This is a genomic window from Bartonella sp. AU55XJBT (assembly GCF_028618525.1).
The window spans coordinates 55,191-77,322 of sequence record NZ_JAQITC010000008.1 but is presented as its reverse complement, the minus strand read 5'-3'; the positions used below and the strand labels follow the sequence as shown (position 1 = coordinate 77,322).

Genomic DNA, 22,132 nt, shown 5'->3' with positions numbered 1-22,132 from the left:
TTGATTAGATATATAGACTATCGATTGCTTACAGATCAAAAAATCTATGCATATCAAATTTAGTTGAGTTGTTTCCTCTTTAAAATGCGTATTTGAGGTAAATTTTGTGATTGATAGCTTTTCTACGATGAAAATATGGATATTATTGGATATTCATGAATTTTGCATATTCACTTAAAAAATATACGATAACAATTTTACGGCTATGGTGGATTTCATTTTTATAAACTGAAGAAATATAATGCTGAGAATTACAATTATTTGTGACGAAATACTTTTATTAAATGTTATTGAGTTTTTTATGGTTTATATTTTTATTTATTTTATTTTGGGTAGAGAGTGAATGTATTCATTATCTATTTCTCTCTTTTATCTGAGAAGGGTGAAGTTATATCAATATCAAAAATCATGATCGTGGAAGATAACGAACTTAAACTGAGGTTATTTCGCAATTCTCTAGAAACAAAAGGCCATAAAACCGTTGAAATGTTTTAATGGCTTTGTGGATTAAAATTGGTCTATTCATTAAAGCCATTATTATCTCATCTGATTTTGCTTTTGCAATCAAAAAACTAAATTTGTGCTTACGCTAACTTTTACTCGCTTAGCTCTTTCTTCTCGACATACAATGAGAAAAATTCATTATGTTTTAATGGCGAAATACAATAGAGTAATATTTTTTTATGTTGTGATGTAAAAATTTGGATTTATTTTTTTTCACAGGTTTTAGGAGCAAATGCTCATTCTGTGAATGGTGGATTTCAAAACACTGGTTTTATTTCTGCCATGAAACAAGAAAATGGAGTTATTAAAACTATTAATGCAATTATGAGTCAATTTGTAGGACAAAGCGTTGAAAAAAATGTCCAGAAAGTAGCTGGTTTAATGGGAATGGAGGCAGCGACTTTTGGTTTAATTGCGTATTTTGTAATACTTGTTTACTAGAGAGCCCCTAATCCATCACCAAACGCCAAGTCAAAGAGCATTTACTTCTTATATTCGAAGCACATGGGGCTATTAATCCTTGATGAACTTTAAATTATTCTGTTATTTAATTTTCATACTTAATAATATTGATAAATTTATCCTTTTATATCGTTAAGATATTGTTTGTAGGATGGCAGTGTAGGGGGGATTAAATTTAAATAATTAGCTGCTTTTTAAAGTTAATTAATTTTTTTATCTTCAAAATATGCATTTGAACTAAGTTTGTAGTTGATATTTTTTCTATGATGAAAATGCATATGCTTTAATTGAGATACCCATAAACTTTGTGTATTCACTTAAAAAACACAGAGTCATACAATCATGATTATTGTGGATTTTCTTTTTAATGAACTGAAAAAGCATAGTGATGCGTCTTATAAATATTCGTAAAAATTCTTTTATTAGAAGCTTTTCGTCTCTTTGTAGTTTACAATTTTTTTTATCATTTTATCTTAAGCAAAGAGAATGTGGATTCATTTCTATTTCTTTATTTTATCTGAGAAGGGCGGAGTTATACGAATGTCAAAGAAAGTCATGATCGTGGAAGATAATGAGCTTAATATGAAGTTATTCCGTGATCTTGTAGAAGCGAGTGGCTATGAAACCGTTGAAACAAGGAATGGTCTTATGGCATTAGATTTGGCGCGTTCATCGATGCCATCTCTTATCCTTGTGGATATTCAGTTGCCAGAGGTCTCTGGAATAGATGTTATTAAACAATTAAAAGAAGATGAGGAACTGAGATCAATCCCTGTTGTTGCTGTAACAGCTTTTGCTATGAAGGGAGACGAGGAACGAATTCGTGCCAGTGGATGTGAAGAATATATGTCAAAGCCTATTTCTGTCCCTCATTTTATCACAATGGTAAAGCATTTTGTGGACTAAAGATTTGTTACGTGATGATAGAAAAAGACGTTGAAAAGCGTATGAGATCGCTAAAGTTATTGTGCAAGTATTTTTGTACTTTAGCAGGTGGATATATTTAAGTTACCAAAACAGACTTGAAAAATCGAAAGGAAATTTTGATTTTTTAGTTTTTGTTTTAAGAGAAGTGGTTTTTTGCACTCTTGTTTTCTTTTAAGTGGTATAGATTTATTCCTACATTGATCTAAAAGTCTGTTTTATCAGAACGAAAAAAGCCCCGATGAAAACGGGGCTCTATATCTATGTATTGCACAAATATTGAAATTAACGCTTCGAAAACTGGAAAGAACGACGCGCTTTCGCTTTACCGTATTTTTTACGTTCAACGACACGACTATCGCGGGTAAGAAATCCCCCTTTTTTCAAAATTGGGCGAAGTTCTGGTTCATAATAAGTTAAAGCTTTGGAAATACCATGACGTACTGCACCAGCTTGTCCAGAAAGACCACCACCTGCAACGGTTGCAATAATATCAAATTGGGTATCCCTATTTGTTGCAACAATTGGTTGACGAAGAATCATTCTCAAAACAGGACGAGCAAAATATTTGTCAAATTCTTTGTTGTTAATGGTAATTTTTCCAGAACCTGGTTTAATCCATACACGAGCAACAGCATCTTTACGTTTTCCTGTTGCATAGGCACGCCCTTGTGAATCAAGCTTTTGTACATGGACAGGAGCGACATTTTCATGAGCTTCTACAGTATTTGTTATGACACTGAGCTCAGCAAGAGAATTAATTTCAGCCATAATCAAGCAATCCTTTTGTTTTTGCGGTTTAAAGCACTAACGTCAAGAGACTCGGGCTGTTGTGCTTCATGCGGATGTTGGCTTCCAGCATAAACACGGAGATTCTTCAATTGACGGCGACCAAGGGGACCACGCGGAATCATACGTTCTACAGCTTTTTCAACAACGCGTTCAGGAAAACGTCCTTCGAGAATCTGACGCGCTGTACGCTCTTTGATTCCACCAATATAGCCGGTATGCCAATAATATTTTTTATCTGTATATTTTTTACCGGTAAGAGCTATTTTATCAGCATTGATGACAATAACGTTGTCTCCATCATCAACATGTGGCGTAAATGTAGCTTTATGTTTGCCCCGTAAGCGGTTTGCAACAAATGTAGCAAGACGCCCTAAAACAAGGTTTTCTGCGTCAATAATAACCCATTTTTTCACCACTTCAGTTGGCTTTTGTGAAAAAGTTGCCATAGAAGTATCCTTTAATTAACGCCCTCTATCATGAGGGAAACTTTATTGTTGTGTGTTGAAAATTGTTCTCATAGCGAAATATCTAACGCACACTCTTCACTCTGATATAATGTCTTTTGATTGACGTCAAGAGAAAATAAAAGCTTTATAAAACAGTATGTTATAAGTGAGGTATTATGATACCTCCTATGAGGAGGTGCTTATGTACATTTTTGGGGGTGAATGTTGCAAAAGGCTATTTTGTCTTTAACACATGATTGTATTTTATTAATCTTCATTATAAAATAAATAGTAATGCAGCTGTCTCGTTATTTTCTCAATGTTGAATCTTCTGCTTGTGGTCAGGCGTGGTTAGATGCTCTTGATATTCAAGGGATAAATAATGCACGTGCGATTTCTCAAAAATTTGGTTTTCCTGATCAGTTAGCGCGAGTCCTTTCAGCAAGAGACGTGGATGAAACTGAAGCTATTGCTTTTATTAATCCGACATTGCGTACGCTCATGCCTGATCCAGAAAGTTTTGTCGATATGCAATGCGCAGCAGAGCGTATCGTAAGGGCTCTTCTCAATCAGGAACAGGTTGCTGTTTTTGGTGATTATGACGTGGATGGTGCTTGTTCGTCGGCACTTATAGCGCGTTTTTTTCGTTATTTTGGAATTGAAGTTAAAATTTATATACCTGATCGTATTGTTGAAGGTTATGGACCGAATGAACAAGCAATGAGGATGCTTGTGCAAGAAGGCGCCCGTTTAATTATCACTGTTGATTGTGGGGCGAACAGTTCAGAAGCCGTCAAAGCAGCAAGGCTTTCAGGTGCTGATGTTGTAATTTTAGATCATCATCAAATGTCAGAGGTTCATCAAGAAGCCGTTGCTCTTGTTAATCCTAATCGCCCTGATGATTTTTCTGGACAAGGGCATTTATGTGCAGCAGGTGTTGTCTTTGTTACGTTAGCTTGGGTTCATCACTTGTTGCGAAAAAAACAATTCAAAGGGCCGCTGCCTGATCTTCTCAGTATGCTTGATCTTGTTGCCTTGGCAACCATATGTGATGTCGTTCCATTGCAGGGTGTTAACCGTGCTTTTGTGATGAAAGGACTTCAAGTCGCTCGTTCTATGCATAATCTTGGGATGGCAGCTTTAACAAAGGTTGCACGGATAGGCGAGCCGCTTAATAGTTTTCATTTAGGTTTTTTGTTAGGTCCTAGAATTAATGCAGGAGGGCGCATTGGCGACCAAGCTTTGGGGGCACGTTTGCTCAGTTGTGAGGATAAAGATGAGGCGGACAGAATAGCAGAACAATTAAATCAACTTAACCAAGAACGCCAAGAAATGGAGAACATTCAATTAGCACAGGCGGAGTCTTATATTGCTTCTCTTTATCAAGATCAAGAAACACCGTTGTCACTTGTCATTTCTCATAAAGAATGGCATCCGGGGATCATTGGTATTCTTGCTTCCCGCCTTAAAGAGCGTTTTTTTTGTCCTGTTTTTGCTATTGCATTGAAAGAAGATGGAAATGGCGTAGGATCGGGACGCTCAATTAGCGGTATAGATTTAGGGGCACTCGTTCGTGAGGCTGTTACACTCAATTTATTAGAAAAAGGAGGGGGACATAGTATGGCAGCAGGTATTACAATTCAATCGACAAAAATTGAAATTTTTCGAACATGGCTAGAAGAAAAAGTTTCTGTAATGGTTTCGCAATTGCATGCAAAAAAGTCTCTTAGTATAGACGGTTCCCTTTCTGCTTCCGGTGTTAATCAAGCACTATTTGAGTTGCTTGAAAAGGCAGGGCCTTTTGGGACAGGGAATGCAACACCTGTTTTTGTTCTTCCCTCTCATCGATTAATAAACCTATCTGAAGTTGGTAAAGGACATCTGCGCCTCATTATATCTAATATGGAAGGAAAAAAACTGCAAGGAATAGCTTTTCGTGCTGTAGGGACATCGCTTGGTGATTTTTTGTCGAGAAATATTGGTGAAATGATTCATTTGGCTGGTCATCTTAGTTTGAATTATTGGAATGGGACGATCAATCCACAACTACGTGTGATTGATGCTGCCGCAGTAGTTTAAAAGAGATATCTTTTACATTAGATGTCTAAATTAGAAGCAAAAGTAGAATTTTCTTGTATAAAACGAAATCGTGCTTCTGGTTTTGTTCCCATGAGGCTTTCTACAGTCTTTTTTGTTTCTTGCATTTCCACAGCATCAATAGAAACACGAAGCAATGTACGTTTTTGGGGATGCATCGTCGTTTCTTTAAGTTGTTCTGCACGCATCTCACCCAGCCCTTTAAAACGACCGATTTCAATTTTCGCTTTTCCCGTAAATTCAGTTTTGAGCAATTCATCCTTATGGATGTCATCGCGTGCATAAGCAACTTTTCCCCCTTGCGATATTCTATAAAGGGGAGGGACGGCGAGATATAAATGCCCCTGATGAATAAGATCAGGCATTTCTTGAAAAAAGAAGGTAATGAGCAGTGATGCAATATGAGCACCATCAACATCTGCATCTGTCATGATGATAATACGTTCATATCTGAGATCTTTTTCACGATATTTAGAGCGTGTTCCACATCCAAGAGCTAAGATAAGATCGCTAATTGTTTGGCTTGAGCTCATTTTTTCATGGGCAGCACTGGCAACATTGAGGATTTTACCACGAAGAGGTAAAATTGCTTGGTTTGCTCTATTTCTTGCTTGTTTAGCAGATCCCCCTGCAGAATCTCCTTCAACAATGAATAATTCAGCACCCGTAGCATGGTTTTGGCTACAATCTGCAAGTTTACCGGGAAGACGTAATTTACGGACAGCTGTTTTGCGACTTATTTCTCTATCTTGACGTCGTCTAACACGTTCTTCAGCACGTTCAATAACCCAATCAAGAAGTTTTGTTGCTTCTTGGGGGGAATTTGCTAACCAATGATCAAAAGGATCGCGGATTGCGTTTTCAACGATACGTTGTGCTTCGATTGTTGCTAATCGATCTTTTGTTTGTCCAACAAACTCAGGATTTTTGATGAAAACTGAAAGTATTGCGGCTGTCGAAATCATAATATCGTCTGATGTAATGATCGCTGCGCGTTTGTTTCCTGTTAACTCAGCGTAAGATTTTAAGCCACGCAAAAGCGCTTGACGCAGTCCTGTTTCGTGCGTTCCACCTTCTCCGGTGGGAATAGTATTGCAATAAGATTGCACATGAGCATCACCGCCATGCCAAGCGATGGCCCATTCAACACAGCCGTGATCATTATTTTGTTGTGTTTTTCCAGAAAAAATTTCTGACGTGACGCGATATTCATCTTTTAATGACGCAAGTAAATAGTCTTTAAGCCCATTGGGAAAATGAAAAACAGCCTTTTCAGGAATATTTTTTACGCCTTCAAGTATGACGGGATCACAAGTCCAGCGAATTTTTACACCGCCAAAAAGATAGGCTTTGGAACGTGCCATCTGATAAATTTTTTCCGGATCAAAAGCTGCTTTTTCACCAAAAATTTCACGATCAGGATGAAAACGAACACGTGTACCACGGCGATTGTAAACGTCTCCCAAATCTTCCAATCCAGATTGAGGAATACCGCGTGAGAAGCGTTGGCGATAAAGTTTTCGTTCTCGTGCAACTTCAACTTCCATATCATCTGACAGAGCATTGACGACAGAAATTCCTACTCCATGAAGTCCGCCCGCGGTTTGATACGCTTTCCCATCAAATTTTCCTCCGGAGTGGAGTTGTGTCATAATAACTTCTAGAGTTGATTTGTCAGGCATTTGAGGATGATTTTCGACAGGAATACCGCGTCCATTATCTGTAACGGTTATATAACCGTTCCTATCTAATGAGACCTCAATGGAGTCTGCATAACCAGCAACAGCTTCATCCATCGCATTATCAATAATTTCGGCAAATAAATGGTGAAGGGCTTTACTATCTGTTCCACCAATATACATTCCAGGGCGTAAACGTACAGGCTCTAACCCCTCAAGCACGCGAATAGAGAGGGCATTATAGTCGTCTTCTTGCGTATTTTTTGCACTTTTCTTTGAAATCATTGCTTTTGATTTCATTGGAGATTGCAGAGTGCTTTCTTTTGTATTTACCCTAGATTGGGCTTTATTTACAACACTAAAAAGATCCTTGTTGTTATCGCTCATAGCGTTTAACTATCTACCTCATAAAATAAAATATTTATTAGAATAAATTTTATGCCTGTTTTTTATTTAAAAATCAATGCAGTTAGGGAACATCAATTGTTGGACCAAAAATTTGTTCAAAAGCCTGTTTGAGAGCAATATCAATATCATGCATTTTTACAGGGCACCCTAGATCAAGAAAGCTTGTTACACCATGGTTTGTAATTCCACAAGGAACAATTCCTGAATAATGGGCTAAATTAGGATTAACATTGATAGAGACGCCATGAAAACTTATCCATTTGCGCACTCGAATGCCAATCGCTGCAATTTTATCTTCGGAAGAAAGATCGTTTTGCTTTAATGGACCATGAGACTGTTTAATCCAGACACCAACGCGATCTTCTCTGCGTTCGCCTTTAATATTAAAGCGCGCAAGCATCTGTATGATCCATTCTTCTAATGCACTAATGAAAGCACGGATGTCTTGTTTTCGACGTTTAAGATCAAGCATAATATAAGCAATACGCTGTCCTGGTCCGTGATAGGTAAATTCACCTCCACGTCCTGCTTCGTAAACAGGAAATAAATGAGGCGCTAAAAGATCCTTTTTATCTGCACTCGTCCCCGCTGTATAAAGGGAAGGATGTTCAAGAAGCCAAACCTGTTCATGGGCCATTTTTGCAAAAATTTTTTCCACACGTTCTTGCATGTAACGCAGTGCTTCAGGATATTCAATCAAATGATCACTTATTTTCCATTCAACGGGTGGATTCCCTAGAATTGCATTAAAATGATGTGATAAGTGACTACGGTCTCTATGTTTCAATTCAAATGTCATTGGCAATATTTATCTTAATGTTTGAGTTTGTATTGTAATCAGAAAAATAACAAAAGCGTAAGATTAAGAGACACTTTATAAGAAATGCAATGAATTTTAATGAGAAATGTAATGAATTTTATTAAAAAAACGCGTTACGTTCGTTTTACCATCTTCCTGTTGCACCACCACCACCTGATGATCCACCTCCTCCTCTGAATCCTCCTCCTCCTCCTGAATGTCCACCAAAAATTCCACCAGGGGTCCTACCGCTCGCATTTAAGTTTAAAAACCAAGGTGTGAAGACAATACCCATCCAAAGATACTTTCGTGGACCTATTTTTTGACCAAAAATCATAGCAAGAATGGGCAACCCCACTGCTATAAAGAGAATGAGAAACATGATTGTATTTATAATCATTTCTTCTTTTGCAGCTTGCTTACGTTGTTCTTCAACAGCTTTAGCTTTTTGATTGATTCGAAAAGAAAAATCAGCATCGCTTTGTGTGATCACTTTGATAATTGCATGAACGGCTTCGACAATTCCTTTTTGATAATTTCCTTCACGAAAATTAGGAATCATGAAGCTATTAATGATGACAGAGGAAATGGCATCTGTTAGTTCTCCCTCCAGACCATAGCCTACTTCAATACGTGCTTTACGTTCATTGGGGGCAATGACGATTAATACGCCGTTATTGATTTGTTTTTGACCTAACTTCCATGTGCGAAAAAGAGAATTGCTGTATGTCTCTATATCATTGCCCAAAAGAGTAGGGAGCGTTACAAGAACAATTTGATCTCCTGTTTTCTCTTCGAGTGTAGCAAGTTTTTCCGTTAAATTTTTCTTTGTTTCATGATCAAGTAAATGAGCTATATCATTGATATAGCCGGTTAAGGGAGGAAATTGAGTGTGTGCGTGAGTGACATTCCCCCATGCAATGATCAAATAGAGAATGCTCAAAGGAATCCATAAACATCGAAAAAAACGACGTTTTATAGTGTGTTGAAATGATTTCATTAATTAAAATTAACCTTTGGAGTTTGTTGGCTATCCGTATCGATGGTAAAAGTCGGCATCGGTTTAGCATCACGAAACCATAATTTTGCCCAAATTATTGTCGGCATTGTTTTGAGTGCTGTATTGTAGGCACGAACTGTTTCGATATAATCGCGGCGCGCAACGGAGATACGGTTTTCAGTTCCTTCTAGTTGCGATTGAAGAGCAAGAAAGTTCTGGTTTGCTTTAAGATCCGGATAGTTTTCGACAACTGCCATAAGCCGTGAAAGTGCACTTGATAAATTTGCTTGATTTTTGAGATATTGCTGCATAATTTCCGGATTATTCAACATATCTGCATTGATGTTGACTTGTGTTGCTTTGGCACGTGCTTCAATGACATTTGTAAAAACACTTTGTTCATGGGCTGCGTAAGCTTTGACAGTTTCTACAAGATTGGGAATGAGATCTGTACGGCGTTGGTATTGATTGAGCACTTCACTCCACGCTGCGTGTGCTTTTTCTTCATTTGTTGGTATCGTATTAAATCCGCAGCCACTTAAAAATGGTATGAACCCTACCAAAAAAATAATGATTGAAAATTGTTTTAATATTTTAAACATTGAAGAAGTTTGTCCATTTAACATAAAGAGGTCTCCACAGATATTTTATGTATCATATAGGGTTTATCTTACTGGTGGAAAGTATTTTGAATTTTATAAACAGTTATTGTTATCAATAAATTGACATATCTCTGCGTTTTTAGCACGCTTAAGTGACTTGTTGATATGAAAATAATAGTGAGAGTATAAATGTCATCTTGTGAAAGATCAACACTATTCCTATCAATTATTCTTACAGAAGATTATATTATTTTCATAGGATTTTTTGTTTTAGAACGTAGCAAATAACAATTGAGGAAAAGAAGAATGTCGGTATCAAGCTTATAAAAAGAAGAGGCAGTTCACATTTTTCCTCCTTTAGAAGTCATGCTTAACCTATTAGATAAAAAGCTTTTGAATTATGGGTATCAACAATTATGAAGAAGGGGGAAAATTCCTACATTGCAAAACGTTCAATCGCAAAATGAAAAGTTTGACGGATTAGCTGATGATTGTGATCGCTATCCTCCTCGCTGCCTCCTTCACTTTTTCAAGATCATGTTGCTCCCTTTTAAGAATAAAAAGCATTTTTATTCAAAGAGTGATTATATCTTTTTTATTTTATAGGTTTTATAGAAGGGTTAATAATGTTAAAAATTATACTTCAATTAAATAAAGAAAGAAAATTATGACGATTATACTAAAACCGAGTGAGGTAACACTTAGCGAACTTGAAGCTATTTATTTTAATGGTGAAGTGAGTAAACTTCATCATGACACGCATTTAGCTATCGAGAAAGGAGCACGGCGCATTGCTGAAATTGCTTCTGGAAGCGATCCTGTATATGGGATTAATACTGGTTTTGGGAAATTGGCTTCCATTAAAATTGGGGCGGACAAAGTCACTGTTTTACAGAGAAATCTTATTTTATCCCATTGTTGTGGAGTGGGAAAACCTCTCTCTGAAAATATTGTGCGTTTGATGATGAGCTTGAAGCTTATCTCTTTAGGAAGAGGAGCCTCTGGAGTTCGTCTAGAGTTGGTTAATTTGCTGGAAAATATGCTTGAAAAGGGCGTTATTCCTGTTATCCCTGAAAAAGGCTCTGTTGGCGCTTCAGGTGATCTTGCTCCACTCGCTCATATGGCAGCTGTTATGATGGGAGAAGGAGAAGCGTTTTTTCAAAATGTTCGTATGAGTGGAGCGGCTGCGTTAGAAAAAGCAGGATTATCTCCTATTATTTTAGAGGCAAAGGAAGGTTTAGCTCTCATTAATGGGACACAAACATCAACAGCACTTGCACTTGCCGGTCTTTTTCGAGGTTATAGGGCATTGTGTGGTGGATTGTTGGCAGGGGCTTTGACGACAGATGCCATCATGGGATCAACGGCACCATTTCATCCTGATATCCATATTTTACGAGGCCATTATGGGCAGATTGCCGTATCAAAAACATTGGAAAAGCTTGTAGAAGATTCAGAAATTCGTACAGCACATTTACGGGGTGATGAGCGTGTACAAGATCCTTATTGTATACGTTGTCAGCCACAGGTTATGGGGGCATGTTTTGATATTTTGCGAGCAGCAGCAAAAACACTGATTATTGAAGCAAATGCTGTTACAGATAATCCGTTAATTTTAAGAAATGGTGAGGTTGTATCAGGTGGCAATTTTCATGCTGAGCCTGTAGCATTTGCTGCTGATCAGATTGCTCTTGCTTTGTGTGAAATAGGATCTATTTCTCAACGGCGTATTGCTCTTATGGTTGATCCAGCAGTTTCTTATGGTCTTCCGGCTTTTTTAGCCCACAATGCAGGTCTTAATTCAGGTTTTATGATTGCTGAAGTAACAGCAGCAGCTTTAATGTCTGAAAATAAACAAATGGCTCATCCTGCTTCCGTTGATTCAACACCAACTTCAGCCAATCAAGAAGATCACGTTTCAATGGCTTGCCATGGTGCTCGTCGGTTATTGGTAATGAGCGAAAACCTTTTTACAATTATTGGCATTGAAACGCTTATTGCAGCACAAGGAATTGAATATCGTGCACCTTTAAAAACAAGTACTCTTTTGCAGTCTGTTATGGAATGTTTACGCAAAAATATCGCTTCTCTTAAGGAAGATCGCTATATGGCTCCAGATCTTCATCAAGTGCATATATTAGTGCGTGAAGGGCATTTATTATCTGTTTTACCAGAACCAATTTTTCCTTCATTAAGTTTTCAATGATATTTGTTTTAAGGTCGATATTTGTTTTAAGGTCAATGAGGAAGGGCGGATATTGGATTTTGAAACTTCCTCATATAAAAATATAGAATATCAATACTATATTTGAATAATTTAATCAATTATGTATATATCTGCTGTTTGTAACAAACTAGATATTTTATTATATTTACTTTATAGTGATCTGAATTTATCACAATAAGTTTATAATCTATAAATTTAAAGTAAATATACTTTATGATTCCTATCAGAGATTTTTAATCTAAGTTAAATAATATCCAAAAATTATATATTGTAATATTATATTTTTATAATTATAAATTATCTTATATGTATTATATAAAATAAAAATTTTATTTTATATTATAATTATTTGTTAATACTTCATGAATCTTATAGTTCAATTTTTGTATTTTAAGTAAAAAGGAGAACTAAATGTTTAAAAGTACTAGATTATGTATTTTAACAACAACTCTTTTTTGTTTTTCACAAATTCTTGAGGTTCATGCAAATTTTAGGATAGGTAGCTTTCCAGAGGACATTTTTATTATAATGGTAGCTCAAGAGAAAGAGCTTCTTGTTTCGGCGAAAAACAAAAGTTTTAGTAATATCTCAGGGCAAACTCCCAGAGGAAAGGAGAGAGATATTATTGGACCAACAGTCAAAGATGCTATTTTTACCGTATATTTTTTTTTCATCGGAAAGCTTGTCGTTAAGGCTGTTGGAGTCCTTAGAAGATGGGCTGTAGATACACTTTCTCATACTTTTAAAAACTGGCGAGACTCGCTTTATCACTGATTGAGTTCTTCAATTGGCTTTAAAAGTTGGTTTATGGGCCCAAAGAGAGTTTGCTTAAAGTCACAAAAAATTAATTGTACGCATAGTTAATGCGCTTATTATGAACTTTTAGGCTTCTATTTCAGTGCACCGAAATAGAAGCCTAAAAGTTTACACTATCACACTACATTAAGGCTAATTTTCTTTGTAAAAAAATTAGAGAATACGAAATGAATTAAATGACATTTATAAAAAAATTCATTATCACTTTATTTCAATAAAATAATACGAAATTGCAGGTTATAAAAACTGTATAATTTGCCATATAAGTATTTTTTATTGTTTAGAGCAAAGCGTTGGACTAGCTGGTTTTTGAAATATATTTGTGAAAGAAATATGAGGCTTTATTTATCATAAAGCTGTTTATTGTGGTGTGGATTTTCGCCAACATTTTAATAAAGAAGGAAAGCAATGGCAATAAATGAACTGAAACGAGGGATGAGTAAGCGCCAAGTTATTTTTTTAGCTCTTGGCTCAGCTATTGGAACAGGTCTTTTTTATGGATCAGCCCAAGCAATTAAGCTTGCGGGTCCCAGTGTTTTGATTGCCTATTGTATTTCTGGTTTAGCTATTTTTATGGTTATGCGGGCTTTAGGAGAGATGATTCTTCATAATCCATTACCTGGTTCTTTTGCTCGTTATGCGGCAAATTACATATCGCCATTGGCAGGTTTTTTAACGGGGTGGACATATGTATTTGAGATGATTCTTGTTGGTTTGGCTGATATTACAGCCTTTGCGACTTATATGGGGTTTTGGTATCCTGATGTTGCTCCTTGGGTATGGGCACTGAGTATTACATTCATCATCACAGGTATTAATTTAGCTGCTGTAGAAGTCTATGGTGAGCTAGAATTTTGGCTGTCTTCTATTAAAGTGATTGCTATCGTTGCGATGATTATTTTAGGAATAGCAATTATTTTTTTTGGGTGGGGTGAAGGTACTCATTTTTCTACTGTTACTGTTCATAATTTATGGAAGAATGGTGGTATTTTTCCCAATGGTTGGTTTGGTTTTTTAGCTTGCTTTAGTGTTGTTGTTTTTGCTTTTGGTGGTATAGAAATCATTGGAATGGCAGTCATGGAAGTTCAAAACCCTCATCAAACGATTTCAAAGGCAATTAATTCTACTCCAGTTCGTATTTTGCTTTTTTACATCATGACATTAGCTATTTTAATGTCTCTTTATCCTTGGAATGAGATTGGTCTTATGGATAGTCCTTTTGTATCCATTTTTGAAAATCTTGGGATTTCATATGCAGCAAATATTTTAAATATTGTTGTTGTTACAGCGGCTATTTCGGCAATGAATAGTGGAATGTATGGTGCTTGTCGTATGATCCATGGTTTATCGCAGGAAGGTTATGCTTTAAAGAAGTTTCAATATTTATCAAAAAACGGTATACCAGTTTTTGTTATTTTGATGATTTTTGCTATTTTTCTTCTTGGTGCTGTTCTTAATTATTTTTATCATGAAAAGCTTTTTTTTCTTATTGCAGCAATGGCAACATTTGCGACAGTTTTTGTTTGGATGATGATTCTACTTTCGCAAATTTTTATGCGAATTAAGATGCCTAAAGAAGCACAGAATGGTTTAAACTTTCCTATTCCATTTTGGCCAATGGGGTCGATTTTTTCTATTTTATTTATGGTTTTTATTTTTATTCTCTTATGGTACTTTGATGAAACGCGACCAGTTTTAATTGTTGGTGTTAGTTGGATTGCTTGGCTTATTATTTGTTTCTATACCCTTAAATTTTACAATTTTAAGCAAAAGAAACTGCAATAAATAAAGATTAAGCTGAAAAGAAATTGCTGATGTCTTCAGGAAAACGGGTATTCGATTGTTATCTTCCAAAGATTGAGATAATCTAAACTGAAAACAATCTGCTCGTTGTCGTTTTGCTTTGGAATATTTTGTGAGCCATTGCTTATGATAATAACTCCATCATATAAATACTAAATACAAGGCTAGAGGGAATATCTTTTTCTAAACTTATTAATGAGGTTCTATTTCATAAGAGAAGTTATCGTCAGAATTATTCCTATTATTCGATTTATGTTTTTTTCATCTATACTCAATTGGCCAATGAAATTATTTTATAAGCTTTTTTTTAATTGAGTTTTTAAATTTTGTTATTAAAAAAGCCGATATTATCGCTGGCACAAATCCTCTGATCAATGATGAACAGAGCGGGAATATTAATCTGATAGCGGTGCAAGATATCACCTTTGAAAGTGCAAAAAACACGCAAAATATGCAAAATCATTCGCAAAGTGCTTCCATGAATGTTGGCTACATCTATAGCACGAGTGGTTCAGGGTGGATGGGGAATGCGTCCTTTGGTAAAGTAAAAGGTTCTAGTGAACAAGTGCAACACAAGAACAGCCATGTTGTAGGTACCGGAACAGTTCATACCAGCAGTGGAGGAGATACCACATTGAATGGCGTCGTAGTTTCTGGAAACCAAGTCAAAGCAGACGTGGGGGGCAATTTCACCATAACCAGCCAGAGTGATACGGGAAAAACCACTAGCAAGCAAAACTCTCTTTCCATTGGTTATAATGGTGGGAAAAATGCGGATGCAGCTTCAACCAATATTGCCTTGAACAAGGATAAAACCTCTAGCGATTATCATAGTGTTGTGGAGCAATCCGGCATCAAAGCGGGTGATGGTGGCTTTGAGATTACTGTTAAAGACAAAACAACACTGACCACCGGAAGCATCAGCACCAGTGATATTGCCAACAGTGCCCATGCTCAAGCCAACAGCCATGGTTTTAGCATTTCTGGGGGAGCCGATGGATCAAGGCAAATATGGCGTTGCAAAAAATATTGCCAAAAATGTTTTAGATCATTCCAAAGTTAAGGATTCAGAGGAAGGTTACACCAAATCCGCCATCAGCGATGGCACCATTGTGATAACCAATGAAGACGGGCAAATGGCACTGACGGGGCAAAATGGGGACCAAGCTATTGCTTCCCTTAACTGCGATATTGCGACAGCCCATAAGGGTGTCTCACCCATCGATGTAGGCAAGCTAGAACAAATCGTCCACGAAAACCGTGAAATGGCCACGCAACTCTTAGAAGAAGGGTTTAAATACAGCGATAACTCTTATAAAACCATGTTTATCAAAGAACATCCTCTCGCTGTGGTCGACCGTGATGAACAGGGCAATATAATCTACGAAAAAGATGAAAATGGAGAGCCTATAGAAGACGCTCGTGGACAAAAAATCCCTAAGTTTCATTATTTAACGGAAGAAGAAAAGCAGCATTTGCAAGAAGGCTCTGATGGCAAGGTGTATGTGTCTCTCAATGGCATCTTTACGCCAGCTTATGAGGCGGCTGTTTATGCAGTGCAGCATGCGGAAGATAAAAATGTACCGCTTTATTTTGTTGTGTTTCCGCAAGCTGATTCTGCCATTTCAGAACTTTTGGTGGCGGGATATCAGAAGTTTATGGAAAATAATTTTTGGGGTCTGACCAATTCCACACAAGAAGCAAAAGATCTGATGTCTCATTATGGTAACACAGGATTGCATTTTGATGCCCATAGTCGTGGCAGTTTAACAGGCTCTAATATGATGAATTCTTTCAAACAAGAAGGCGTGCACGGGATAGCTAAAAACACAACGATTAGCTTCCATGGACCAGCGGCGAATGTTTTGGCTGCAAGAGGTCTGTTAGCTTATGTTTAGTGATGGCAAACAAACCACTGTTGGTTTTGATGGGCATAGATATGACTTTGTAAGCCGATGGATTGGTGGCAATGGCTATACTTACGAGACAATCCCTGCTGGCAGCAATGCTTTGACGGAATGGTGGAAAGTAATCGGAAATCCCATAAGTTCCCATACTTGCCTTGGAGATATGAGTGATAAATGTACATGGCGCTATGGCTTACCTCATAGAGTACAAGTTTTTTCAATTAAATAAAGGAGTAAAAAATGAAACAAACTCTAAAGCTATTAGGCGCTGTAACTCTGTTCAATATCACCGGATGTCAGTTTAATAAAACACCCACATCTTCTTTAGGGGTATGGAAAAAACCAGGAGCAGATTTTACCGAAGTAGGAAAGGCATTGTTAGAATGTGGCATGCCAACCCCTTATGATGTCGATCCAGAAACTCAAAAGCTCACTCCTAATGACATGGTTGCCATTGATGCTTGCATGGTCCAATCAGGTTTTCACCATAAAAGCGGAAGTAATTGGTGTTATACTTTTAAAGAAGACAACCTTCCCAATTGTCGTCCTGGTGTTGTTTTCCCACAACCAAGTGTCAAGAGGCGCTTAAACAGCCCTTATTGTAAAAAATATAAAAATGCACCTGAATGCAAACCTTAAGTCTTGTTGTTTATGGAAAGCACAATCCCCACTTCCATGTATTCCCGTCCTCATGCGGGATTGTTTCCTCAACTAATCACTTTTTATCTAGGAGGTCTACAAATGTAGGACAACAATTTATAAAAATATCTGTTTCAATTGTAATCAAAATATTGAGCATAATTATTAAGCATAACGTTTATAGAATATGATTTTAGTAGTAATTTTGCTGTACTTTTGATATAATATTAAACGGTATAATTATTGGAAAAGATAAACAATAATAAAAGTTGATAATGTTCATCATTGTTTTTAAAATGAAAACGCAGCATGTAAAATAATTTATAGATTGTTTCGTAATATCAAAATTATTCAAGGATAGGAAAATGAAGCAGATTTCAAAATTATTAAGCGGGGTAGCCTTACTTGTTATGGCTGGGTGTTATCCAGAACAGCCTTCGCGAACGGCTGTAGATGCATGGGAAAAGTCTGGTGCAGATCAACTTGAGATTAAAAAAGCTCTGTTGGAGTGTGGAATTCAGCATCTTGATGGGCGTCTTGATACAGAAAAAAGTACCGATGAAAAGTTCACCGATGAAAAGTTCAATGCAGAGGAGTCTGTGAATGCATGCATGATACAAGCAGGTTTCCAAGATAAGTTGGGAAGGGTAAAATGGTGTGAGAAATATGAAAACCTTCCAATTTGTCAGCCTGATGCTGTTATTCCTCAGCGAAGTGTAGAGAAGCGCTTAAATAGTCCTCATTGTGAAGAACATAAAGAACAACCTGAATGTCAACCTTAAGTATTTAAGGCTATTGTAATCAAAAGTTCTCACATTCTCGTTCTTGTATGGGGGTGGAGTTATTTTTTTCAATGTTTATATATTAACGAAAGTCATCTTGTATGTGAGCAAATATTACCAAGCTTAGCAGTCTTTCTATCGTAAATATTAAAGGAGGGGGAATGAAAGAGATAATGAAATTATTGAGTGCTATAGTTTTATTAAGCTCGGCTGGGTGTGTCAACAAACCTCCTCCATCGACTTTGGCATTATGGGAAAAGCTTGGTGTTAATAAGTCTGTGGTCTACAAGTATTGTCAAAATGTAGTTGGAAACCAATCTACACTTCTTCTGAAAATATGGATTCGCGCGCGAGTGAATTTGCAGCAATTTATGAGTGTATGACATAAAGCAGGTTATCACTACAAATTGCAGGATAAAAAGGAATTTATTTTTCATCAGTGCCACGAAGTGATTCATTGTTAGTCAATTTAATGGTAGCAGCCTATCAGCAGGTTATGGACAATGATATTTTTGTGCTGTAGCCAATTCGACAAAACAAGAGTGAGATTTGATGTTACGGCTTGAGAGTGATAAAAAAAGCCAGAAAATAAAAAAAGCTTTGAAAAAGTGAAATATTCATCTTTAAAATATTTCATTAATTCATTCAAATCATTGAGGGTAGGACATTAATGAGAAGTTTTTTTGTTTATTCAATTTTTTGTTAGATAGCTGGCAGCTTTAATGTAGAAATTATGTACATTAGCTTACATCTCAGCGCGCGTTTCCTGGGACTTTTGTTGTGGTTAAAAAATAATGTGGTTATAGATTTTACTGTATCTCATTGCATGATATTTTATTAATATATTTTGATCACTTGAATCTTAAAAATTGTTCTCATTTTGTTGTATTTTTATTTTTGAAAAATGAGATAAATTAAATATTATTTTCCCTCAAAATTTACATTTCGGCGCGTTTTTTTGAGATTAATTTTCTGATGCTTTGGGTTATAGTTCCCAGCATTTGTGGTATGAATCTTTAAAGAGATTGCCATCTTCAATGATATTTTAAATTTTTTGTTCTTTCTTTACATAAAATACAAAACATATTATGAAACGATGTCATTTATCAGAAAAATAATAAAATAACTTTGTTTATTTTATTCTTATTGCATTTAATTTACAGTTTATTGTTTTGCCAGCATTTTTTGTTTTTATTGAAAAAAGAAAGTTTTGAAAAGCAATGATAATCAAGGTATCTCACAATCGCTTGTATTCGTGCGTTTTTACAGCAGCTATTTTTTCTTTTTTGTTAAACACAAATGTTAAGGCGCATTCTCGCTCATTGGTATCACTGTCATGTGACGAAAACAAATTACCCTATGAATGCAGTGATGGTGCAAAGCATACAATTAGCGATAAAATATATAAATTCACGGCACCTGTTAAATCAAATAATGAGGAGGAGAGTTCTATCAATTTGTCTGCTGCTATAGGTGTACAGGAGCCCAATACAGTTATTCAGGCAATGCGTATAGAGGTTGAAGGTACTGCAGGTATAGAAGATATTTATGGGGCTGATGTATCACGAGGGGGAAAAATTGTCTTGAACGATTCAGCTTTTAAAAATGTGTCAATAGGTCTTAAAGCTGATCGTGGAATAATTGAGGTCAATCGTGGAACAATTGAAGCTTCTCAGGTCGCTGCTTATGCAGAGAAGGTAGGGACATCTGTTACGTTAACGAATACAAAAATTAAAGTAGAGGGTCAGGGTATTGGTCAAGAGAGTGCTCTTTTCGTTAGTGCTGATGCGGATATTCAGATGAAAGGAGGATTTATTGATGTGAATGATGCCGCTGCGCTTTATGTGGGGAGAGGGGGGCGTGCAACTTTAGATAATGTTACCATTACTTCAAAACGTCAAAAAATAGAAGATAGAGAAAATATAAATAAAAAAATTGCACATACAGTTTTCAATGTAAAACAGCAGGGTTCTGTTTATTTAAAAAATACGAATATTGTTTCTACGGATGTTCATGTTTTAACGGTTGGACAAGATTTTAACACACAATCTGGGGACGTTTGGGAAGGAAATGTTTTAATTTCGCGGGTTAATATTGAAGATTCAACAATTAAAGCAATAGGGAACAAACATGGTATGAATTTTGAAATGGGAGGGGAGAATAATACGTATGGACAGGGACTTGTTTTTTTGAAAAGGACGGTTTTTGAGGTTCCAGCTGGAACAGCTATTCATAGTAATGACAGTCGGAGTTATATTGGAGTAACAGAAGGCACAAAAATTTCTGGTGATTTATTATTAACAGCTGAAAAAGGGGGGAGTGTGGCAGTTTTGGCTGATTCTTCTTCATTGATAGGAGGGACTCGTGTTGATGATGCTTCTATTGCTGAGCTTTATTTGACAAGAGGATCAAAGTGGTTTTTGACAAGAAGAAGAGAGATAGATTCGCACGTTGAAAATCGTACAAGTTCGTTTATTTCATTTATAAAACTTTCTGATAGTTTTATTGCTTTTGAAACGCCAATATTGCACGAGTATCAGACGCTTTATATTGGGAAGGGAGAAAAAGAAGTTTATAGTGCACAAGATAGGGCGGATATTTATCTCAATACACATCTCAGGAGTGATGGTTTGCTTGATCATACAAAGACCGATCGGCTTTTGATACAGGGGGATGTTTCTGGGAAAACGACAGTTTATGTGCAATTTGTTGTAGAAAATCAGGGGGAAATAGCAACGGGTGAGAATGCTCATAGTATTTCACTTATTCAGGTTTCTGGAACAGCAGCAGAAGATTCTTTTCAGTTAAATCATGCTTATATTGCATTAGAGGGGTCGCCTTACCAGTATTATCTTAACGCCTATGGTCCAACTTCTTCTCTTGGACAAGCGCAAACTTCTCAAAGATTGGTTGAAGGAGAGGGAGATTTTTGGGATTTCCGCCTTGAAAGTAAATATATTCAGCCTGCTTTAGGGACGTCTGTTATTCCTCATTCTGAGTTAAAGATTAGGGAAGTTGTTCCACAAGTTCCGACTTATCTTCTGTTACAAAATGCTTTGTTTCATGTGGGGATTATCAATATCAGTAATCAACAAAAGCAGTTGCAAGCGACGCGGTCTATTTCTCGTAAGTTATTAAAATCTGAAGGGAATTTTGCTTTATCTGTTCATGGTTATAGTGGGAGTCATCGTTATGTCTCAGATCTTTCTGCCTTTGAATATGGGTATGATGGTAGTGTTGATTATAACGCTATAGAAACAGATATTTTACTCAAAACAATAGAGAGGGCACATAGTACGACATCTTTTGGGATTATGGGAACCTATGGACAACTTTCCTTACAGCCTTGTGGCGTGGGACAAAGTCAAAAGAGTCCGTTTAATAAATGGGCATTTACGGCATACGGTCGTGTGAAACACAATACGGGTTTTTATGGAGATGGTCTTTTATCTTATGGTTTGGTTAAAGGCGATGTTCTTACTCATGCTTGGGGTAAGACGGCGACATTAAAAGCAAATCCTCTGAGCGTTTCGTTGTCTGTTGGTAAAGCGTTTATGACAGGACAGGCTGGTCTTCTTTTTGATCCGCAGATTCAGCTTATTTATCAACATCTTCAATTTGATAAGTTTCGTGATATTGATGGATTTGATGTTGAGATGAAAAAAGCAGATCAATGGTTGATGCGTATTGGAGGGTATTTAAGTAAAACATTTACGGCATCTGAAAAGGATCGTATTATTTCTTTAAATGGCAATATTCATCTTGCTCATCGTTTTGGTGAAAAACAATTTGTTCATCTAAAAGATGTTTTCCAGTTAGGGGCTTTTGGTTCTTCTTTAGAAGCAGGTTTGGGGATTAATGCACAATTTTCTTCTAAAGTTACACTTCACAGTAATCTTAGCTATCAGCATAAGCTAACCAAGGCAGGCTTTTCTGGCATTCGTTTTTCTGGTGGATTGCGTTATCATTTTTAGTAAATCTTTTTTAAAAATAATCCATGTGTTTTCATAAATATAAAAGGATCATTTTGATTTAAATTTTTTTATCTGGTTGATAGAGAATTCAAATGCTTTAAAAAAATTTATCAATGAAACTCTAAATCTATTTGTATTTTTGGGGCTACGAATATATGAGATGCATCCGTCATTAGCTTTTAAAATAGCAACACTGTTATCCTATTATGCTGTAAAATACCGTTGTTTAAGGAGGTGAATATCAAGTATAATAGGAAGGAGTGTTGGTTTT

Annotated in this window: 15 protein-coding genes and 3 pseudogenes; 12 read left to right on the top strand and 6 right to left on the bottom strand. The window is 36.4% G+C overall.

The genetic code is table 11. The features are described from left to right. Positions 1 to 747 precede the first annotated feature (747 nt). Together PVV70_RS05485 and PVV70_RS05480 are read left to right on the top strand one after the other, a co-directional pair. Positions 748 to 945, top strand: coding sequence for a hypothetical protein (locus tag PVV70_RS05485; protein ID WP_273758282.1), 198 nt, complete (start codon positions 748 to 750; stop codon positions 943 to 945). Between the two features lie 561 nt (positions 946 to 1,506). After that, positions 1,507 to 1,872 carry a response regulator gene (locus PVV70_RS05480; RefSeq protein ID WP_005773308.1) on the top strand — a complete coding sequence of 122 codons (366 nt, stop codon included), beginning with the start codon at positions 1,507 to 1,509 and terminating at the stop codon, positions 1,870 to 1,872. Positions 1,873 to 2,175: 303 nt separating this feature from the next. Here the strand turns inward: PVV70_RS05480 and rpsI are convergent, their stop codons facing one another. Then, a complete protein-coding gene (gene rpsI / locus PVV70_RS05475) occupies positions 2,176 to 2,661 on the bottom strand; it encodes a 30S ribosomal protein S9 (protein WP_273758281.1) in 486 nt (161 codons plus the stop codon). 2 nt (positions 2,662 to 2,663) lie between these two features. Next, on the bottom strand, positions 2,664 to 3,128 hold the full coding sequence (gene rplM, locus PVV70_RS05470; RefSeq protein ID WP_273758279.1) for a 50S ribosomal protein L13: 465 nt from the start codon (positions 3,126 to 3,128) through the stop codon (positions 2,664 to 2,666). 294 nt (positions 3,129 to 3,422) lie between these two features. Between rplM and recJ the strand changes: the two genes are divergently transcribed. After that, positions 3,423 to 5,207, top strand: coding sequence for a single-stranded-DNA-specific exonuclease RecJ (recJ, locus tag PVV70_RS05465; RefSeq protein WP_273758278.1), 1,785 nt, complete (start codon positions 3,423 to 3,425; stop codon positions 5,205 to 5,207). A gap of 17 nt (positions 5,208 to 5,224) precedes the next feature. On the opposite strand, the gene parE is transcribed toward recJ, so the two are convergent. The 4 genes from parE to PVV70_RS05445 form a co-directional block, all read right to left on the bottom strand. Further along, positions 5,225 to 7,291, bottom strand: a complete 2,067-nt coding sequence (parE, locus tag PVV70_RS05460; protein WP_273758277.1) for a DNA topoisomerase IV subunit B — start codon at positions 7,289 to 7,291, stop codon at positions 5,225 to 5,227. A gap of 82 nt (positions 7,292 to 7,373) precedes the next feature. Then, entirely contained in the window at positions 7,374 to 8,111 is a 738-nt protein-coding gene (gene lipB, locus PVV70_RS05455; protein WP_273758276.1) for a lipoyl(octanoyl) transferase LipB, read from the bottom strand. A 145-nt stretch (positions 8,112 to 8,256) separates the two neighbouring features. Further along, positions 8,257 to 9,111 carry a YgcG family protein gene (locus PVV70_RS05450; protein ID WP_273758275.1) on the bottom strand — a complete coding sequence of 285 codons (855 nt, stop codon included), beginning with the start codon at positions 9,109 to 9,111 and terminating at the stop codon, positions 8,257 to 8,259. Further along, positions 9,111 to 9,737, bottom strand: coding sequence for a LemA family protein (locus tag PVV70_RS05445; RefSeq protein WP_273758274.1), 627 nt, complete (start codon positions 9,735 to 9,737; stop codon positions 9,111 to 9,113). The genes PVV70_RS05450 and PVV70_RS05445 overlap by 1 nt, the downstream gene beginning before the upstream one ends. A gap of 408 nt (positions 9,738 to 10,145) precedes the next feature. Here PVV70_RS05445 and PVV70_RS09825 point away from each other — a divergent pair. The 9 genes and pseudogenes from PVV70_RS09825 to PVV70_RS05400 all read left to right on the top strand — a co-directional run. After that, positions 10,146 to 10,280 (top strand): annotated as a pseudogene (locus tag PVV70_RS09825) (class I SAM-dependent methyltransferase); the annotation flags it as partial. A 100-nt stretch (positions 10,281 to 10,380) separates the two neighbouring features. After that, on the top strand, positions 10,381 to 11,919 hold the full coding sequence (hutH, locus tag PVV70_RS05435; RefSeq protein ID WP_273758273.1) for a histidine ammonia-lyase: 1,539 nt from the start codon (positions 10,381 to 10,383) through the stop codon (positions 11,917 to 11,919). 432 nt (positions 11,920 to 12,351) lie between these two features. Beyond that, positions 12,352 to 12,714: a hypothetical protein gene (locus PVV70_RS05430; protein ID WP_273758272.1), complete on the top strand. Its 363-nt coding sequence runs from the start codon at positions 12,352 to 12,354 to the stop codon at positions 12,712 to 12,714. A 450-nt stretch (positions 12,715 to 13,164) separates the two neighbouring features. Continuing rightward, on the top strand, positions 13,165 to 14,541 hold the full coding sequence (locus tag PVV70_RS05425) for an amino acid permease (RefSeq protein ID WP_273758271.1): 1,377 nt from the start codon (positions 13,165 to 13,167) through the stop codon (positions 14,539 to 14,541). Between the two features lie 358 nt (positions 14,542 to 14,899). Beyond that, positions 14,900 to 16,695 (top strand): annotated as a pseudogene (locus PVV70_RS09820) (hemagglutinin repeat-containing protein); the annotation flags it as partial. A gap of 11 nt (positions 16,696 to 16,706) precedes the next feature. Beyond that, a complete protein-coding gene (locus tag PVV70_RS05415) occupies positions 16,707 to 17,105 on the top strand; it encodes a hypothetical protein (RefSeq protein ID WP_273758270.1) in 399 nt (132 codons plus the stop codon). A 365-nt stretch (positions 17,106 to 17,470) separates the two neighbouring features. Further along, positions 17,471 to 17,887, top strand: a complete 417-nt coding sequence (locus PVV70_RS05410; RefSeq protein WP_273758268.1) for a hypothetical protein — start codon at positions 17,471 to 17,473, stop codon at positions 17,885 to 17,887. 161 nt (positions 17,888 to 18,048) lie between these two features. After that, positions 18,049 to 18,499 (top strand): annotated as a pseudogene (locus PVV70_RS05405) (hypothetical protein). A 608-nt stretch (positions 18,500 to 19,107) separates the two neighbouring features. Beyond that, positions 19,108 to 21,861 (top strand): autotransporter outer membrane beta-barrel domain-containing protein, encoded by a 2,754-nt coding sequence (locus PVV70_RS05400; RefSeq protein ID WP_273758267.1) that lies wholly within the window; start codon positions 19,108 to 19,110, stop codon positions 21,859 to 21,861. Positions 21,862 to 22,132 lie beyond the last annotated feature (271 nt).

Excerpts from the sequence above, each read along its gene's own strand:
- PVV70_RS05480 (WP_005773308.1), top strand. The coding sequence starts at position 1,507 with ATGTCAAAGAAAGTCATGATCGTGGAAGATAATGAGCTTAATATGAAG.
- rpsI (WP_273758281.1), bottom strand. The coding sequence starts at position 2,661 with ATGGCTGAAATTAATTCTCTTGCTGAGCTCAGTGTCATAACAAATACT.
- rplM (WP_273758279.1), bottom strand. The coding sequence starts at position 3,128 with ATGGCAACTTTTTCACAAAAGCCAACTGAAGTGGTGAAAAAATGGGTT.
- recJ (WP_273758278.1), top strand. The coding sequence starts at position 3,423 with ATGCAGCTGTCTCGTTATTTTCTCAATGTTGAATCTTCTGCTTGTGGT.
- parE (WP_273758277.1), bottom strand. The coding sequence starts at position 7,291 with ATGAGCGATAACAACAAGGATCTTTTTAGTGTTGTAAATAAAGCCCAA.
- lipB (WP_273758276.1), bottom strand. The coding sequence starts at position 8,111 with ATGACATTTGAATTGAAACATAGAGACCGTAGTCACTTATCACATCAT.
- PVV70_RS05450 (WP_273758275.1), bottom strand. The coding sequence starts at position 9,111 with ATGAAATCATTTCAACACACTATAAAACGTCGTTTTTTTCGATGTTTA.
- PVV70_RS05445 (WP_273758274.1), bottom strand. The coding sequence starts at position 9,737 with ATGTTAAATGGACAAACTTCTTCAATGTTTAAAATATTAAAACAATTT.
- hutH (WP_273758273.1), top strand. The coding sequence starts at position 10,381 with ATGACGATTATACTAAAACCGAGTGAGGTAACACTTAGCGAACTTGAA.
- PVV70_RS05430 (WP_273758272.1), top strand. The coding sequence starts at position 12,352 with ATGTTTAAAAGTACTAGATTATGTATTTTAACAACAACTCTTTTTTGT.
- PVV70_RS05425 (WP_273758271.1), top strand. The coding sequence starts at position 13,165 with ATGGCAATAAATGAACTGAAACGAGGGATGAGTAAGCGCCAAGTTATT.
- PVV70_RS05415 (WP_273758270.1), top strand. The coding sequence starts at position 16,707 with ATGAAACAAACTCTAAAGCTATTAGGCGCTGTAACTCTGTTCAATATC.
- PVV70_RS05410 (WP_273758268.1), top strand. The coding sequence starts at position 17,471 with ATGAAGCAGATTTCAAAATTATTAAGCGGGGTAGCCTTACTTGTTATG.
- PVV70_RS05400 (WP_273758267.1), top strand. The coding sequence starts at position 19,108 with ATGATAATCAAGGTATCTCACAATCGCTTGTATTCGTGCGTTTTTACA.